General features: G+C 68.4%; 17 protein-coding genes. 10 read left to right on the forward strand and 7 right to left on the reverse strand.

What is annotated here, in order from left to right:
* Positions 1 to 54 precede the first annotated feature (54 nt).
* Complete coding sequence (locus tag ACORQU_RS19180; protein WP_491642604.1) at positions 55 to 567, forward strand: bactofilin family protein; 513 nt, start codon at positions 55 to 57, stop codon at positions 565 to 567.
* Positions 564 to 944, forward strand: coding sequence for a hypothetical protein (locus tag ACORQU_RS19185; RefSeq protein ID WP_491642605.1), 381 nt, complete (start codon positions 564 to 566; stop codon positions 942 to 944). The genes ACORQU_RS19180 and ACORQU_RS19185 overlap by 4 nt, the downstream gene beginning before the upstream one ends.
* Before the next feature lie 130 nt (positions 945 to 1,074).
* Here ACORQU_RS19185 and ACORQU_RS19190 read toward each other — a convergent pair whose 3' ends face one another.
* Genes ACORQU_RS19190 through ACORQU_RS19200 form a run of 3 tightly spaced genes read right to left on the reverse strand, consistent with a single transcriptional unit; the run spans position 1,075 to position 3,418 of the window.
* The gene (locus tag ACORQU_RS19190) at positions 1,075 to 1,323 is read right to left on the reverse strand and encodes a DUF6587 family protein (protein ID WP_491642606.1); all 249 of its coding nucleotides are present in this window, start codon (positions 1,321 to 1,323) and stop codon (positions 1,075 to 1,077) included.
* On the reverse strand, positions 1,323 to 3,179 hold the full coding sequence (feoB, locus tag ACORQU_RS19195; protein ID WP_491642608.1) for a ferrous iron transporter B: 1,857 nt from the start codon (positions 3,177 to 3,179) through the stop codon (positions 1,323 to 1,325). The genes ACORQU_RS19190 and feoB overlap by 1 nt, the downstream gene beginning before the upstream one ends.
* Positions 3,176 to 3,418: a FeoA family protein gene (locus tag ACORQU_RS19200; RefSeq protein WP_491645183.1), complete on the reverse strand. Its 243-nt coding sequence runs from the start codon at positions 3,416 to 3,418 to the stop codon at positions 3,176 to 3,178. The genes feoB and ACORQU_RS19200 overlap by 4 nt, the downstream gene beginning before the upstream one ends.
* 139 nt (positions 3,419 to 3,557) lie before the next feature.
* On the opposite strand from ACORQU_RS19200, the gene ACORQU_RS19205 reads away from it, so the two are divergent.
* The 3 genes from ACORQU_RS19205 to yeiP all read left to right on the forward strand — a co-directional run bounded on the left by ACORQU_RS19205 (position 3,558) and on the right by yeiP (position 5,523).
* Positions 3,558 to 4,046 carry a GNAT family N-acetyltransferase gene (locus ACORQU_RS19205; protein ID WP_271645470.1) on the forward strand — a complete coding sequence of 163 codons (489 nt, stop codon included), beginning with the start codon at positions 3,558 to 3,560 and terminating at the stop codon, positions 4,044 to 4,046.
* A 91-nt stretch (positions 4,047 to 4,137) separates the two neighbouring features.
* On the forward strand, positions 4,138 to 4,908 hold the full coding sequence (locus ACORQU_RS19210) for an SDR family NAD(P)-dependent oxidoreductase (protein ID WP_491642610.1): 771 nt from the start codon (positions 4,138 to 4,140) through the stop codon (positions 4,906 to 4,908).
* A gap of 48 nt (positions 4,909 to 4,956) precedes the next feature.
* Positions 4,957 to 5,523, forward strand: a complete 567-nt coding sequence (gene yeiP, locus ACORQU_RS19215; protein WP_271645467.1) for an elongation factor P-like protein YeiP — start codon at positions 4,957 to 4,959, stop codon at positions 5,521 to 5,523.
* 276 nt (positions 5,524 to 5,799) lie between these two features.
* Here yeiP and ACORQU_RS19220 read toward each other — a convergent pair whose 3' ends face one another.
* Together ACORQU_RS19220 and ACORQU_RS19225 are read right to left on the reverse strand one after the other, a co-directional pair.
* Positions 5,800 to 7,674 carry a DUF7844 domain-containing protein gene (locus ACORQU_RS19220; RefSeq protein ID WP_491642612.1) on the reverse strand — a complete coding sequence of 625 codons (1,875 nt, stop codon included), beginning with the start codon at positions 7,672 to 7,674 and terminating at the stop codon, positions 5,800 to 5,802.
* The gene (locus ACORQU_RS19225; protein ID WP_271645465.1) at positions 7,671 to 7,979 is read right to left on the reverse strand and encodes a DUF2388 domain-containing protein; all 309 of its coding nucleotides are present in this window, start codon (positions 7,977 to 7,979) and stop codon (positions 7,671 to 7,673) included. Before ACORQU_RS19225 ends, ACORQU_RS19220 begins: the two co-directional genes overlap by 4 nt.
* A 257-nt stretch (positions 7,980 to 8,236) precedes the next feature.
* On the opposite strand from ACORQU_RS19225, the gene serA reads away from it, so the two are divergent.
* Positions 8,237 to 9,475, forward strand: a complete 1,239-nt coding sequence (gene serA / locus ACORQU_RS19230; protein ID WP_491642614.1) for a phosphoglycerate dehydrogenase — start codon at positions 8,237 to 8,239, stop codon at positions 9,473 to 9,475.
* Positions 9,476 to 9,637: 162 nt separating this feature from the next.
* On the opposite strand, the gene ACORQU_RS19235 is transcribed toward serA, so the two are convergent.
* Positions 9,638 to 10,195 carry an NUDIX hydrolase gene (locus ACORQU_RS19235; protein ID WP_491642615.1) on the reverse strand — a complete coding sequence of 186 codons (558 nt, stop codon included), beginning with the start codon at positions 10,193 to 10,195 and terminating at the stop codon, positions 9,638 to 9,640.
* A gap of 183 nt (positions 10,196 to 10,378) precedes the next feature.
* Between ACORQU_RS19235 and ACORQU_RS19240 the strand changes: the two genes are divergently transcribed.
* From ACORQU_RS19240 to mtnC, 4 genes are all read left to right on the forward strand, one after another.
* Positions 10,379 to 11,926: an amino acid permease gene (locus ACORQU_RS19240; protein WP_271645462.1), complete on the forward strand. Its 1,548-nt coding sequence runs from the start codon at positions 10,379 to 10,381 to the stop codon at positions 11,924 to 11,926.
* Between the two features lie 78 nt (positions 11,927 to 12,004).
* Positions 12,005 to 12,646, forward strand: coding sequence for a methylthioribulose 1-phosphate dehydratase (locus ACORQU_RS19245; protein WP_491642617.1), 642 nt, complete (start codon positions 12,005 to 12,007; stop codon positions 12,644 to 12,646).
* Positions 12,647 to 12,742: 96 nt separating this feature from the next.
* Entirely contained in the window at positions 12,743 to 13,300 is a 558-nt protein-coding gene (locus ACORQU_RS19250; RefSeq protein WP_491642619.1) for a 1,2-dihydroxy-3-keto-5-methylthiopentene dioxygenase, read from the forward strand.
* Positions 13,300 to 14,007: an acireductone synthase gene (gene mtnC, locus ACORQU_RS19255; protein WP_491642621.1), complete on the forward strand. Its 708-nt coding sequence runs from the start codon at positions 13,300 to 13,302 to the stop codon at positions 14,005 to 14,007. The genes ACORQU_RS19250 and mtnC overlap by 1 nt, the downstream gene beginning before the upstream one ends.
* A gap of 189 nt (positions 14,008 to 14,196) precedes the next feature.
* Here the strand turns inward: mtnC and ACORQU_RS19260 are convergent, their stop codons facing one another.
* The gene (locus ACORQU_RS19260; RefSeq protein ID WP_491642622.1) at positions 14,197 to 14,670 is read right to left on the reverse strand and encodes a hypothetical protein; all 474 of its coding nucleotides are present in this window, start codon (positions 14,668 to 14,670) and stop codon (positions 14,197 to 14,199) included.
* Positions 14,671 to 14,715 lie beyond the last annotated feature (45 nt).

The following is a 14,715-nucleotide window of genomic DNA, read 5'->3' on the forward strand; positions in this document are numbered from 1 at the left end:
TGCGGGCTTTGCCGCGATAGTCTCTTGATTCCCCCGACCTGGAGATCGTGCGACATGTCCATGTGGAAAGATCAACTGTCCGGCAAGAAGGATGACCCCGGCCCGCTCCCCGAAGCCGCGCCGCCAACGACGCCCACCCCGGCGCCCTTCACGCCCGAGCCGGTCGCCAGCACGCCAACCCCGACTCCCCGCCCTGCCGCGCGCGAGGTCAAGGAATCGCTGATCGCCTCGGACCTGACCATCGAGGGCAAGATCGAAGGCACCGGACATGTCCGCATCGCCGGCACATTCAAGGGCGACGTCAACGTGCAGGGCGACCTCACCATCGAACAGGGCGCCAGACTCTCGGGCGGGGTCAAGGCGAACAAGGTCGTCATTGCTGGTGAACTCGAGGGCAACATCGAGGCGGCCAAACAGGTCGAGTTGCTGGCTTCGGGCACGCTGACCGGTGACGTGAAGTGCGGCAGCATGACCGTGGCCACCGGCGCGCGCATGCGCGGTCAGGCCGACTTCGGCTGGGATGGCAGCGAGCCGAAGAAGAAGGATCGGGATCCCGACGCGGCGTGAGCACGGCCCGTCCCGGCACGGCAGGCGCCACCCGCGCCTGCCCGCACTGCAAGGCCATGATCCTGGAGACGGCGGCGGTCTGCCCGTCCTGTCGGCACCACCTACGCTTCGATGACTCGGCAACGGTCAGCCAGCGCGAAGCCAGCCGACAGGTGCCGTTGAAGGTCGAGGGCACGGTGCATCACCCGCAGGACGCGCCCGCCTACGAGTACACCGCTGTGGTGGTGATCCGCGACGAGCGCGGACGCGAGGTCGAACGACACGTGGTCGGCGTTGGCGCCCTGCTGCCAGGCGATGCGCGCACCTTCTCGCTCGCGGTGGAGATGTTCCCGCACAACGGCGGCGTCATCCCCCGCGGCAAGCGCAGGCTGTCCTGAGGCCACAGGGCGTCGTCCACACGCGCGGCGACTCGCTGTGTGCGCGCTTCTCTCTCATTGCCCGCAAGTCGAGGCTTGCAGGTGCCAAAAAACCGCGCCAGCCGCGGGCTGTTGAACGCGCCTGGCGCGCTTACTTCCGCGCGTCCGGCCCGCAGCTGCTACAGCCGCCACAGGCCGATGCGGTGGATCTTGCCGGCGGCGCAAGCGAGCGCCCCAGGCGGCGCAGCCACGCCGGCCGACCCTCGCGCAGCATCGGCAAGGCCAGTGCGGTGCGCGCGCGGCGCGTGGCGTTGGGGAACTGTTTTTTCGCAACGACCCAGGCGCTGACCAGCACGGCCAGCGCAATCACCAGATATTGAAGGAGCAGGCCGGCCTCCATCAGCCGCCCCCCAGCATCACGGCCACCTGGTAAGTCACCAGCGAGGCCAGGTAGGCCAGGCCGAACAGATAGCCCGCCGACACTGCCATGCGCTTCCAGGAGTTGGTCTCGCGCTTGATCGTGGCCAGGGTGGACAGGCACATGGGCGCGTAGATGTACCAGACCAGCAGCGACAGCGCGGTGGCCAGCGACCAGCCGCCATGGATCAGCGGCTTGAGCGCCTCGGAGGTCACCGCGTCATCGCCGGACAGCGCGTACACCGTGGCCAGCGAGGACACGGCCACCTCGCGCGCGGCCATGCCGGGGATCAGCGCGATGCAGATCTGCCAGTTGAAGCCCAGCGGCGCGAAGATCGCGGTCATGGCATGGCCGATGCGCCCGGCCAGGCTGTAATCGATGGCTGGCAGCGTCGCGTCGGCCGGCGCGCCCGGGAAGGACAGCAGGAACCACAGCAGCACGGTCAACGCCAGGATGATGCCGCCGACGCGCTTGAGGAAGATCATCGCGCGCTCGTACAGGCCGATGGCCAGGTCGCGCAGCTGCGGAATGCGGTAGGACGGCAGCTCCAGCAGCAACGCATGCTCGCTCTTGTCGCGACGCCAGCGCTTCATCACCCACGAGACCACCAGTGCACTGACGATCGCCGCGAAATACAGGCCGAACAGCACCAGCCCCTGAAGGTTGAAGATGCCCCACACCGGCCGCGCCGGGATGAAGGCCCCGATCAGCAGTGCGTAGACCGGCAGACGCGCCGAACAGGTCATCAACGGTGCCACCAGGATGGTCGCCAGGCGATCGCGCGGGTCCTGGATGGATCGGGTAGCCATGATCCCCGGGATCGCACAGGCGAAGGAGGACAGCAGCGGGATGAACGAGCGCCCGGACAGCCCGGCCCGTGACATCAGCCGGTCCAGCAGGAAGGCCGCGCGCGGCAGGTAGCCCGATTCCTCCAGCGCCAGGATGAAGAAGAACAGGATCAGGATCTGCGGCAGGAACACGATCACCCCGCCCAGGCCGGCGATGATGCCGTCGGTGAGCAGGCTGTTGAGCGGCCCGGCAGGGAGGGCATCCCCGACCGAGGCACCCAGCCAGGCGGTCCCGGCATCGATGGCATCCATGACCGGCGTGGCCCAGGCATAGACCGCCTGGAAGATCAGGAACATCACCACGGCCAGCGCCACCAGGCCGAAGACCGGGTGCAGCAGCCAACGGTCCAGCACGTCGTCCACCCGCGCGGTGCGGGTAGGCATGGTCACCGCCAGCGCCAGCAATCGACGGACCTCGGCATGCAGGTCCGCGTCTTCGGGCGGCACATGGCGGGGCGGCTGTGGGTTGTCGACCATCCGGTCGATCTGATCGAGCAGGCTGCGCGCGCCGTTGGAGCGCACCGCCACGGTCTCCACCACCGGCACGCCGAGTTCGCGTTGCAGGACCTCCAGGTCGATGGCGATCCCGCGGTGCCGCGCGGCATCGGCCATGTTGACCGCCACGACCACCGGCCGTCCCAGGCCCAGCACCTCCAGCACGAAGCGCAGATGCAGGCGCAGGTTGGTGGCATCGACCACGCACACCAGCGCATCGGGCGCCGGTTCGCCGGGCAGGAAGCCCCGGCACAGGTCGCGGGTGATCGCCTCGTCCAGGCTGGCCGCGTTGAGGCTGTAGGCCCCGGGCAGATCCAACAGCACGTAGCCGCGGCCATCGGCACCGGTGAACCGGCCCTCCTTGCGTTCGACCGTCACCCCGGCGTAGTTGGCCACCTTCTGGCGGCTGCCGGTCAGCAGGTTGAACAGCGCGGTCTTGCCACAGTTGGGGTTGCCCACCAGCGCCAGGCGGGCGGGTTTGACGACAGCGTTCACGCGGGACGCTCCCCGCTCAGACGCACGCGGGCGGCCTCGGACCGGCGCAACGCGAAACGAGTAAAGCCCACCTGGACCAGGATCGGCTCGCCACCCATCGGACCCTGGGCGACCACCTCGACCTGCTCGCCGGCCACGAAGCCCAGCTCCCGCAGGCGCCTGGCGATCCCATCGTTGGGACCCCGGTCCTCGACCGATTCGACGATGGCCTGGGTGCGTCTTGGCAGTTCGGACAGCATCACGCGAGCGGGCTCAAATGAAAACAGTTCTCAATAGTATCACTCCCCTCGCTGGCATCGTATGTCGGGCAAGTCATGGGACAGGACGCTGCGGACCGCCGCTGGCGTACGATGCGCGCCCGCCTCGACCCGCGCCACCATGTCCACCGCCTTCACCCTGCGCCCGATCACCTCCGACGACGACGCGGCCATGGCCGCCATCATCCGCCGAGTGATGCCCGAGTTCGGGGCCGGCGGCGCGGGCTTTGCCATCAACGACCCGGAGGTGGACTGGCTCAGCCGCGCCTATGCCGCGCCGCGCAGCGCCTACTTCGTGGTCGAAGTCGATGGACAGGTGCTGGGCGGTGCCGGCGTGGCCCCGCTGGAAGGCGGCGACGCGGACACCTGCGAACTGCGCAAGATGTACTTCCTGTCGCAGGCGCGTGGCCTGGGTGCCGGGAGGGCGATGATGGCGCGTTGCCTGGAGACCGCCCGGGGTTTCGGCTTTCGCCGCTGCTACATCGAGACCCTGGACGGCATGGAGAGCGCGATGCGCCTGTACGAGAGGACTGGTTTCACCCGGCTTGATGCGCCGCTGGGCGCCACCGGGCACGGCGGCTGCGATCGCTGGTACGCACTGGCGCTCTGACCGTTCGGGCGGGCGCTGGTGCAGCGCGCAAGGCCTCGGCCGGCCATCCCGTAAACTGGGCGGCCTTTCCACGATCCCCACGAGGCCCGCGATGCAGCTATCCGACACCCGTGCCGTGATCACCGGCGGCGTCTCCGGCCTGGGCCTGGCGACCGCGCAACGCATCGTCGCCGCCGGCGGCAAGGTCACCCTGCTGGACGTCAACGACGACAAGGGCCAAGCCGCGGTCGAGGCGCTGGGCGCGGGCCGCGCGCGCTTCATCAACACCGATGTCACCGATGAGCGTGTCACCGCCGCGGCGATCGCCGCCGCCAACCAGTTCATGGGCGGGCTCAACGCGGCGATCAACTGCGCGGGCATCCTTGGCGCCGGGCGCGTGCTGGGCAAGGAAGGCCCGATGCCACTGGCGACCTTCAGCACCACGGTGATGGTCAACCTGGTCGGCAGCTTCAACGTGGCCAAGGCCGCCGCGGCGATCATGCAGCACAACCCGGCCGGCACCGACGGCGAGCGCGGCGTCATCGTCAACACCGCCTCCATCGCCGCCTATGAGGGCCAGATCGGCCAGGCCGCGTACGCCGCGTCCAAGGGCGGCGTGGTCGCCATGACCCTGCCCATGGCCCGCGAGCTGGCGCGCTTCGGCATCCGGGTGATGACCGTCGCGCCGGGCATCTTCTGGACCCCGATGGTCGACGGCATGCCCGAGGCCGTGCAGCAGTCGCTGTCGGCCTCGATCCCGTTCCCCTCGCGGCTGGGCCAGCCGGGCGAATACGCCGACACGGTGGCCTTCATCCTGGCCTCGCCCTATCTCAATGGCGAGACCATCCGCCTGGACGGCGCCACCCGCCTGGCGCCCAAGTAGGCGCCGGCGCACCTCCCTACCACCCACCAACCCAACACAGTCAAATCCATGAAAGCTGGTGACATCAAGAAGGGCAACGTCGTCGAATACAACAACGGCGTCTACCAGATCCGCGACATCGAACGCTCCTCGCCCCAGGGCCGCGGCGGCAACGTTCGCTTCCGTTTCATCATGTACAGCGTGCCGGGCGGCAACAAGCTCGATGCCAGCTTCGATGCCGACGACAACCTCACCGAGGTCGAACTGCTGCGTCGCCAGGCCACCTTCTCCTACAAGGATGGCGAGGCGTTCGTGTTCCTCGACGATGAGGACTACACCCCGTACACGCTGGACCCCGACGTCCTGGGCGACGATGCCGGCTACATCACCGAGGGCCTGAGCGGCTGCTACGTGCAGGTCATCGACGAGCAGCCGGTGGCCCTGCAGCTGCCGCAACACGTGACCCTGGAAGTCATCGAGACCCCGCCCGAGCTCAAGGGGGGCACCGCGACCAAGCGTCCCAAGCCGGCCACGCTGAGCACCGGCATCGAGATCATGGTGCCCGAGTACATCGGCACCGGCGAACGCATCCTGGTCAACACCACCACCGGCGAATTCGGCGGCCGCGCCGACTGATCGTTGTCCAGGCCCGTCCCGGGCCTGAGCGGGGGTGCAGCGGCGGCTACGCCGCCCTGCACCGGGCCCGACCACACTGGACAACGAGTTCGTACGCCGATGGGAATCCGCACGCTGGCCGCACCGCGTCCAGCCCGCGTGCATCCCTCCAGCACGCGGCTTTATGAAGTCGGGTACAAGACCGAAGCCGGCACGGCGATGCAAGCGCAGTGCCCGGACCGCGCCGACACCCTCGGTCGATTTGCGCGTCGCAAGCAGGCGCCATCCGGCGGAGCACTACGGACGCAGGGTCGGATTCGCGCCGCCGTTGAACGAATCGGTGCCGCCGTCGAGTTCCAGCCCGCCCGCTTTTCGATTCAGTATCCGCAGGCGTGACCCAAGCGCGGTGAGGTTGGCTTCGGTCCCCTCGATCTGCGCCCGAAGTGACGCCGGCAGCCACTGCAGCGCATCGGCCTGCAGGCGATCGCGCGCCTGCCGCTGCCGCTGCGCACGCGGTCCCGCGTCGGCGATCAGCGCCTCGCGCTCGGCCTGCTGCGGGAGTCCATAGCCGGCTTGCACCGCCAGCAACCGCGACGGCTGTGCGAACAGGCCTTCTTCGTCCAGCAAGGCCTGCAGGCGCTGGCCGCCTTCGCGCATGGCCGCATCCTGCCGCATCCCCGCGAAGCGATGCTTGAGGGCATCACGCGCGGTCTGTTCCTGCTGCCGGCGCGCGGCCTGCTCCAGCACCAGCAGGGCCGCGGTGGTGCGCAGGTCGCCCCGGTCGATCCAACCGGCGCGCTGGTCCGGCGGCGCGGACAACCAGGCCTCCACCTTCCGCTGGCGCACTGGCAACGCGCGGCGCACCACCTCGAACATCGCCTGATAGCGCGTGCTGGCTGCGGGGAAGAAATAGCCTTCGCGCTCGGCCTGGCGGGCATCTTTCAGCACCGAGACATCGGCCACACCGGCACGTTCCAGGCGGCGCAGCAGGCCTTTGGGCGTGATGCCCGACAGGTCCGCCTCCGCCAACCGCGGCACACCGTCGTGGAGCAGCTTGAAAGTCTCCACAGCGCAGTTGTTGGAGATGAAGCGGTAGCCCCCGTCGTAACTCCAATGCACTTGCGCGGCACGCTGCAGCAGCGTGGCGATCTCCGCGCGCGATAGCGCAAGCGGCACCGAGCGCAGGCCGCGCAGCTGCACCTGCGTGTACTCGTCGATGACCTGGGAGAGGGGCAACAGATACAGGCGCGCGGGATAGCGTCCGGTCAGTCCGCCCCAGCTGGAAAGCTGCACGTCGTTGACGAACGCACGGAACGACAGCACCCGATGGAACTGCAGGTCCAGCCGGCAATCGGGACCAAGTGGCCGCCCCGGTGCGCAGATCACCAGCCGCAGCATGCTGTGGCCCCAGCGACTCATCGGCTGGTCGTTGCCTTCGGCCAGCAGGTAGTCGACGGCATAGACACGCGCCGGATCCAGCGTCTGCGACGGCTGCCTGGCCGCCTCCTCGAAGAACGGCAGACCGGGCGCGCAGGACGTGCGGCCTGGCACCGGCATCGACAGGCGGTCAGCGAAATACGCCGCCAGCGCGGGGCGACGGCAGGCGTAGTCCGGGTCGAGCAGAAAATGCTCCAGGTTCACCGCGACGTATTCGCGCGGCGATGCCAGCTCGTAGGGATCGGGCGAGCGGTCGGTGAAGGCGTTGTGCCGCTGACGCAGCCACAGACGCGGCCAGGTGCCCACCTGCCAACCGGCCAGGTCCAGCAGGCGCGGATCACGCGACAGCCCCCCGACCGCACTGCGATCCAGCAGATGCGCCAATTCATGAATCAGTGCGGCACGCAGCGGGGCATCAGGTCCAAGGGCCGCGCGAGGTTCGCCATCGAGCAGGGAGCGCGGCAACAGCAAGCGTCCCGCCCCGGTGGTGCGCCCGTGAACCCGGGCCGGCAGATCGTCTCGCCATTGCACCGGCACGGCCCCCAGCGCCTGGCGCCAGGCCGGCGGGAGGCGTTCGGCGGCATCATCGAGCGCGGCCTGCGCCACCTGCTGTTCAGGCCCGGTCAGACCCTGCGCGTCCAGCTCCCAGTAGAGCTCCGCGCGGGCAGGCAGGCCGCAGGCCAGCCAGCACAACACCAGCCACCGCCAGCGCGGCGGCCGGCGCGTCCGGTTCACAGCGCCAGGATCGCCTGGGCCAGCTGCAGGTCCGAGGCCTCGCGCGCGGCCACGTTGCGCGCGCGCAGGTTGCGCAACGCCGCCTCCAGACGTGCACCGCGGATGGCGCCGTCACTGGCCACGAAGCTGGCCGCGTCGCCGCGTGCATCCAGGACCAGCTTGTCGTCGTCCGACGAGCTGTCCGAGGAGGCCGATGAGCCAGCCGAGCCCGCCGAGGAGGCGCCGGCCGAGGTGCCACCGGCCGAGGAGGCCCAGACCGGGGCGCTGCAGGCCAGCAGCATCGCCGTGGCGAGGAATCTACGCATGTCCAATCACTCCACTGTCATTGAGGGCAGCGGCCGGCTGCCCAAGCTGCGCAGGCTACTGCAGGCCACCGCCAGCGCGCCATCCTCCGCCGCAGGACCTGTGCACCGGCGTTCCGACGGTTGCGTCTGAAACCGCATGAAAACAGGGCTTTCGGTGTGCCAATCGCGCAACACCACGTCGTTCGGGCGCATCACGCAGCCTGGGCAGGTGCGTGGCATAGTGGCGCCCCGCTTCGCCCGACCCATGCCGTCCCCCAATGTCGAAGAAGACCTCGTTTCCGAAGGAAGACATCCGCGTCCTGCTCCTCGAGGGCGTCAGCCAGACCGCCGTGGAGACCTTCCGCGCGGCCGGCTACACGCAGATCGACTACCACACCAAGTCCCTGCCCGAAGACGACCTGAAGGCCGCCATCGCCGAGGCTCACATCATCGGCATCCGCTCTCGCACCCAGCTGACGCAGGACGTGCTCTCGCACGCGCGCCGGCTGATCGCGGTGGGCTGCTTCTGCATCGGCACCAACCAGGTCGATACCGAGGCGGCGGAACTGGCCGGCATCCCGGTCTTCAACGCGCCCTATTCCAACACCCGCAGCGTGGCCGAACTGGTGATCGCACAGTCGATCATGCTGATGCGCGGCATCCCGCAGAAGAGCGCCCAGTGCCATCGCGGCGGCTGGTCCAAGTCGGCCACCGGCAGCCACGAGGTGCGCGGCAAGACCCTGGGCATCATTGGCTACGGCCACATCGGCACCCAGGTCGGCGTGCTGGCCGAGGCGATGGGCATGAAGGTCGTCTTCCACGACATCGAAACCAAGCTCTCGCTCGGCAACGCCGTGCCGGCGGCGAGCCTGGAAGAGCTGCTGGCGCAGTCGGACGTGGTCACCCTGCACGTCCCGGAGACCCCGTCGACCAAGGACATGTTCGGCCCGGCGCAGATCGCCGGCATGAAGCCTGGTGCGCACCTGATCAACGCCTCGCGCGGCACGGTGGTGGACATCGACGCCCTGGCCGAGGCCCTGAAGTCCGGCCACGTCGGTGGCGCGGCGGTGGACGTGTTCCCGGTCGAGCCCAAGGGCAACGGCGATGCGTTCGTGTCCCCGCTGGCCGGCCTGGACCAGGTCATCCTGACTCCGCATGTCGGCGGCAGTACGTTGGAGGCGCAGGACAACATCGGCGTGGAGGTCGCGGCCAAGCTGGTGCGCTACAGCGACAACGGCAGCACCCTGTCGGCGGTGAACTTCCCCGAGGTCACCCTGCCCGGCCACGAAGGCAGCCGCCGCATCCTGCACATCCATCGCAACGTGCCGGGCGTGTTGTCGCAGATCAACGAAGTCTTCCGCCAGCAGGGCGTAAACATCGACGGCCAGTTCCTGCGCACCGATCCGCAGGTCGGTTACGTGGTGATCGACGTGACCGCCAGCGAGGAACAGGCCGGCGAACTCAAGGACGCCATGGCCGCGATCGAGGGCACCCTGCGGGTGCGCGTCCTCTACTGATCCGTGGGAGCCGCCATGGCGGCGAAGGGCTTGACCAGGAAGGCCACCGGCGCCCGTCCTGTACCAACTCCGCTCCAGCGGTAGGTGCTTGTAGGAGCCGCTACAGCGGCGATCGGGCTTCACCAGGAAAGCCCATCGCCGCTATAGCGGCTCCCACACGGCTCATCTGGCCGCCGGATCTGCGGTCATCGCCAGCCACTTGCCCGCCATCCGGCTGAGCGAGACATCCGGATCCTCCGCCACCTCGCTCACCGGCCGCCAGGCCAGGCCCAGCGACTCGTGGTTGCCGACGAAGTCCTCGCCTCCCAGCGCCCGGACCACGTAGCGCACGTCGTGATGCCAGTGCCCAGGCACCTCGCCACGCTCGGGGATCCAGTGCCGGTCGAGGTCGAAGATCGCCGCGTCCTCCACCACCAGCCCGGTCAGCCCGGTTTCCTCCTCGGCTTCCCGCAGCGCCACCCGCGCCAGGTCGATGTCGCCGTCGGCGTGCCCGCCGGGCTGCAGCCAGCGCAGCAGCTTGGCGTGATGCATCAGCAGGGTCCGTGTGCCATCGGCACTGACCAGCCAGGCCGAGGCGGTGAAGTGCCCGCTCAGGCGCCCGCGCATGAACGCGTCGGTGTGCGTCAGCAAGGCCTCGAAGTGATCGCAGACATCGGCCTCGGTGGGCCGCTGACGTCGGTAGGCGGCCAACTGGGCCGTCAACGCGGGAAGCTGGGTCATGGCAATGAAAGCGGGTGCCAGGCGCCCCGCCGTGACAGCGGCTGCGTCGGTCCCGGCAAGGGTCCAAGGTAACTTGTGCAACTGACAGTATGACGGGTAAGGTTCGGCGGTCGTATCCGCCGCGCCGAGGGGGCAACAGCGGGTTCAGATCCGCTTTTTCGCCTCGTCCTAGGGGAACACCGCATGCTGTTCTGGCGCGTCAAGCCGCTTGAGAAAATCCTCGAAACCGCCGAGAAGAAGGCGCTGACCCGCCAGCTCGGCGCCTTCCAGCTAACCATGCTGGGTATCGGCGCGGTCATCGGCACCGGCATCTTCGTGCTGACCGCCGAGGCCGGCCAGAAGGCCGGCCCCGGCCTGATGATCGCCTTCGTGATCGCCGCGGTCGTCTGTGCGCTGGCCGCGCTGGCCTATGCCGAACTGGCCTCGATGATCCCGGTGTCCGGGTCGGCCTACACCTACACCTATGGCGTGCTGGGCGAACTGCTGGCCTGGATCGTGGGCTGGGCCCTGGTGCTGGAATACGCGGTGGCCGCCGGCGCGGTCGCGGTGGGCTGGTCGGGCTACATGAATGGCCTGCTCAACAGTGCGGGGTTCGGCCTGCCCGAAGCGCTTCAGGTCGGCCCTCAGGCCGGCGGCGCCTTCAACCTGCTGGCGTTCCTGATCTCGCTGGTGGTGACCGGCCTGCTGGTGCTGGGCACCTCCAAGAGCGCCTGGGTCAACGCGATCCTGGTCTCGTTGAAGATCGTCGCCCTGATCCTGTTCATCGCCGTGTCCGTGCCCGCGGCCAAGGACGCCAACTTCCAGCCGTTCCTGCCGACCGGCTGGGGCAGCCCCATGGGCGGCATCGGCGTGCTGGGGGCAGCCGCCTCGATCTTCTTCGCCTACGTGGGCTTCGATGCGGTTTCCACCGCCGCTGAGGAAACCAAGAACCCCAACCGCAACATCCCCATCGGCCTGATCGGCTCGCTGGTGATCTGCACCCTGTTCTACCTGTTGGTCGGCTACGGCGCGGTCGGTTCGATGGGCGCACAGCCGCTGATGGACGCCACCGGCGCCGCCCTGGCCCCGGGCAGCACCGAGTTCGCCGCCGCCTGCGCCCTGCCCGAGCACGCCGAAGCGCTGGTCTGCAGCCATGAGCCGCTGGCCCACGTGTTGCGCGTGCTGGGTTTCGCCGGGCTGGGCAACGCCATCGGCATCGTCGCCGCCCTCGCCCTGCCGACGGTCATCCTGATGATGATCTTCGGCCAGACCCGCATCTTCTTCACCATGTCCCGCGACGGCCTGCTGCCGCAGTGGCTGGCCAAGGTGCATCCCAAGTTCCACACCCCGCACCGGATTACCTTGATCACGGGAATCTTCGTGGCGTTGTTCGGGGCGATGTTCCCGGTCGGCATCCTGGCGGACATCTCCAACTCCGGCACGCTGTTCGCTTTCATCATGGTGGCCGTGGGCGTGCTGGTGCTGCGCGTGAAGCAGCCCAACCGCCCGCGTCCGTTCAAGACGCCGCTGGCGTGGCCGATCTGCATCCTGGCCATCGCCGGCTGCCTGCTGCTGTTCGTCAACCTCTCCGGCTACACCATCGCGCTGTTCTTCGGCTGGGCGGTCATCGGCCTGGTCGTGTACTACCTGTACGGCTATCGTCGCAGCCATATGATCCCGGGCAACGAGCCGCCGGACGACGGCGAGTCGATGCCGCCGGAGCCCAAGTTCCACGAGGGCCCCCAGGCCTGATCGGCCCAACGCGGCAACGCATGAATGGAAACGGCGCGGTCACCCGCGCCGTTTCCACATGCGGGTAAAATTCCGCGCATGAACGCCCTGCCCTACGATGCCGCGCGCCTGGACGTGCTGGCCGACGAGATCACCGCCAACGTCGCCGAGCTGGCGCGCCTGGGTTGGACCCCGGCCACCAGCAGCAACTTCTCCGAACGTCTGGACGATCGCCATGCGGCGATCACCGTCTCCGGCGCGGACAAGGGTCGCATGGGCCGCGAGCACATCATGGTGGTGGACTTCGAGGGTGCGCCGGTGGCGACCGACAAGCGCCCTTCGGCCGAGACCCTGCTGCACACCCAGCTGTACAAGCGCTTCCCCGAGGTGGGCTGCGTGCTGCACACCCACTCGCCGGTGCAGACCATCGCCTCGCGCCTGTATGCCGGCGCCGGCCACCTTCGCCTGGAAAGCTACGAGCTGCTCAAGGCCTTCCACGGGAACAGCACCCATGAGATGGCCGTGGACGTGCCGGTGTTCGCCAACACCCAGAACATGCAGGTGCTGGCCGCGCAGGTGGACGCGCTGCTGGACGAGCGCCCGCTGTGGGGCTACCTGATCGATGGCCACGGCCTGTATGCCTGGGGCCGGACCATGGCCGAGGCGCGGCGCCACCTGGAGGCGTTCGAATTCCTGTTCCACTGCGAGCTGGAGCTGCGCAAGCTCGGCTGTCGCAGCTGACCACGCCCGATCACTGCGTTCTGCATTGCACCACGCCGCCCGTCGGGCCGGCTTGCTACGCTTCGCGCCCTGCTCCCTTTCCGCCTGGAGTCCCCCATGAGCCGTCTTCGCATCTTTGACCACGCGCAGCCGGAAACCCCCCTGTTCGCCAGCTACGACCCGGACTTCATCGCCACCGAGCTGGAGAAGATCGGGGTGCTGTTCGAGCGCTGGCAGGCGTCCAAGCCGATCGAGCCCGGTGCCTCGCCGCAGGAAGTGATGGACGCCTACCGCGCCGACATCGACCGGTTGGTGACCGAACGCGGCTTCAAGTCCGTCGACGTGGTCAGCATCGCCCCCGACCATCCGGCGCGCGCCGAGATGCGCACCAAGTTCCTGGACGAGCACTTCCACAAGGAAGACGAGGTCCGCTTCTTCGTCGCCGGCTCGGGCCTGTTCACCCTGCACGTGGAGGACAAGGTCTACGAGATCGAATGCGTAAAGAACGATCTGATCGCCGTGCCCGACGGCACCAGGCACTGGTTCGACATGGGCGAGTCGCCGAGTTTCGTGGCGATCCGCTTCTTCACCGAGCCGGATGGCTGGGTGGGCCACTTCACCGGCGAGACCATCGCCGCACGCTTCCCCCGCTACGTACCGGAGTCTTCGCACTGATGACAACGATCCAGGCCGTCGTCACCGACATCGAAGGCACGACCAGCAGCATCACCTTCGTCAAGGACGTGCTGTTTCCCTATGCGCGCCAGGCGCTTCCCGACTTCGTGGCACGCAACGCCGAGGAACCGGATGTGCGCGCCCTGCTCGATGCCCTGACCGAAGAAGTGCCCGAGGCCGCCAATGACGCGGCACGCGTGGCGCTGCTGCAGACCTGGATCGACGAGGACCGCAAGCACACCGTGCTCAAGGCCTTGCAGGGGATGATCTGGGAGGCCGGCTATCGCGAGGCCGAGTTCACCTCGCACATGTATCCGGACGCGGTCGAGGCCCTGCAACGCTGGTATGCCGAAGGCGTGGCGCTGTACGTGTACTCCTCCGGATCGATCGCCGCGCAGAAGCTGCTGTTCGGCTACAGCGACGCCGGCGACCTGACCCCACTGTTCTCCGGCTTCTTCGACACCACGACCGGGCCCAAGCGCGACACCGCCAGCTACCGTGCGATCGCCCAGTCCATCGGCGATGCGCCGGAGGAGATCCTGTTCCTGTCCGACGTGGTCGAGGAGCTGGACGCCGCGCGCCAGGCGGGGCTGCAGACCGTCCTGGTCGACCGCCTCGAGGACTACGCGCAGCCGCGCACCGGCGAGGCCACCGGCGGGCATCCCCGGGTCACCGATTTCAGCCATATCGCGCCTGCGTTGGAATAAGCCGGACCCGCGCTTTTCGAGAACGATTCGCGTTTCTTCATCGATCGATGTGATGGCCTAGACTGCGCCCCGCGTCCTCCGCCAGCAGCCTGCCAGCGAGGACGCGCGCCGGTCACCGCCCGCCAGCTTCAGCCAGCCAGCAGACCGTTTCGAACGCCCCGCAAGGGGCGTTTCGCGTTTCCGGCCCCGTCATTGCGGGCGCGTCGCCGGACGCGCGCGCCCGGCATACCAGCGGGCGATCACTTCGCGCTCGTCCGGGGTCATCTGCGTGGCATTGCCCATCGGCATGTTGCGCAGTTCCACCACCTGACGGTTGATCCGCTGCGCGTTGTCCTGGACCTGCTGGAAGGTGTCCAGCTTCAGCACCCAGGATGCATAGACCATCTGCGTGGCGTGGCTGGAATGGCAGGCCTGGCAGTGCTGCACCACGATCGACATCACCGCCTGCTGCTCCGCCGTCAAGGACATGGCCGCCACCGGCTGCGCTGTCGGGACTGGCGCGTCCTGCGGCGCTGCGATTTCCCATACCAACACGACGGCGACCAGGCCCGCGGCGATCATCGGCAGTGCCCAGGTCCGACGGCCACGGCGCCAGCGCGCCGCGAACCACGCCAGCAGCGCGAAGGCGAGCAGCGTGGCAAGGACGATCAGGCCAATGGCCATGGGCAGGACTTCGAAGACAGGGGCATCGCGAACAAGGGAAGGACA

The sequence above is a fragment of the Pseudoxanthomonas sp. JC1303 genome, from assembly GCF_058448525.1.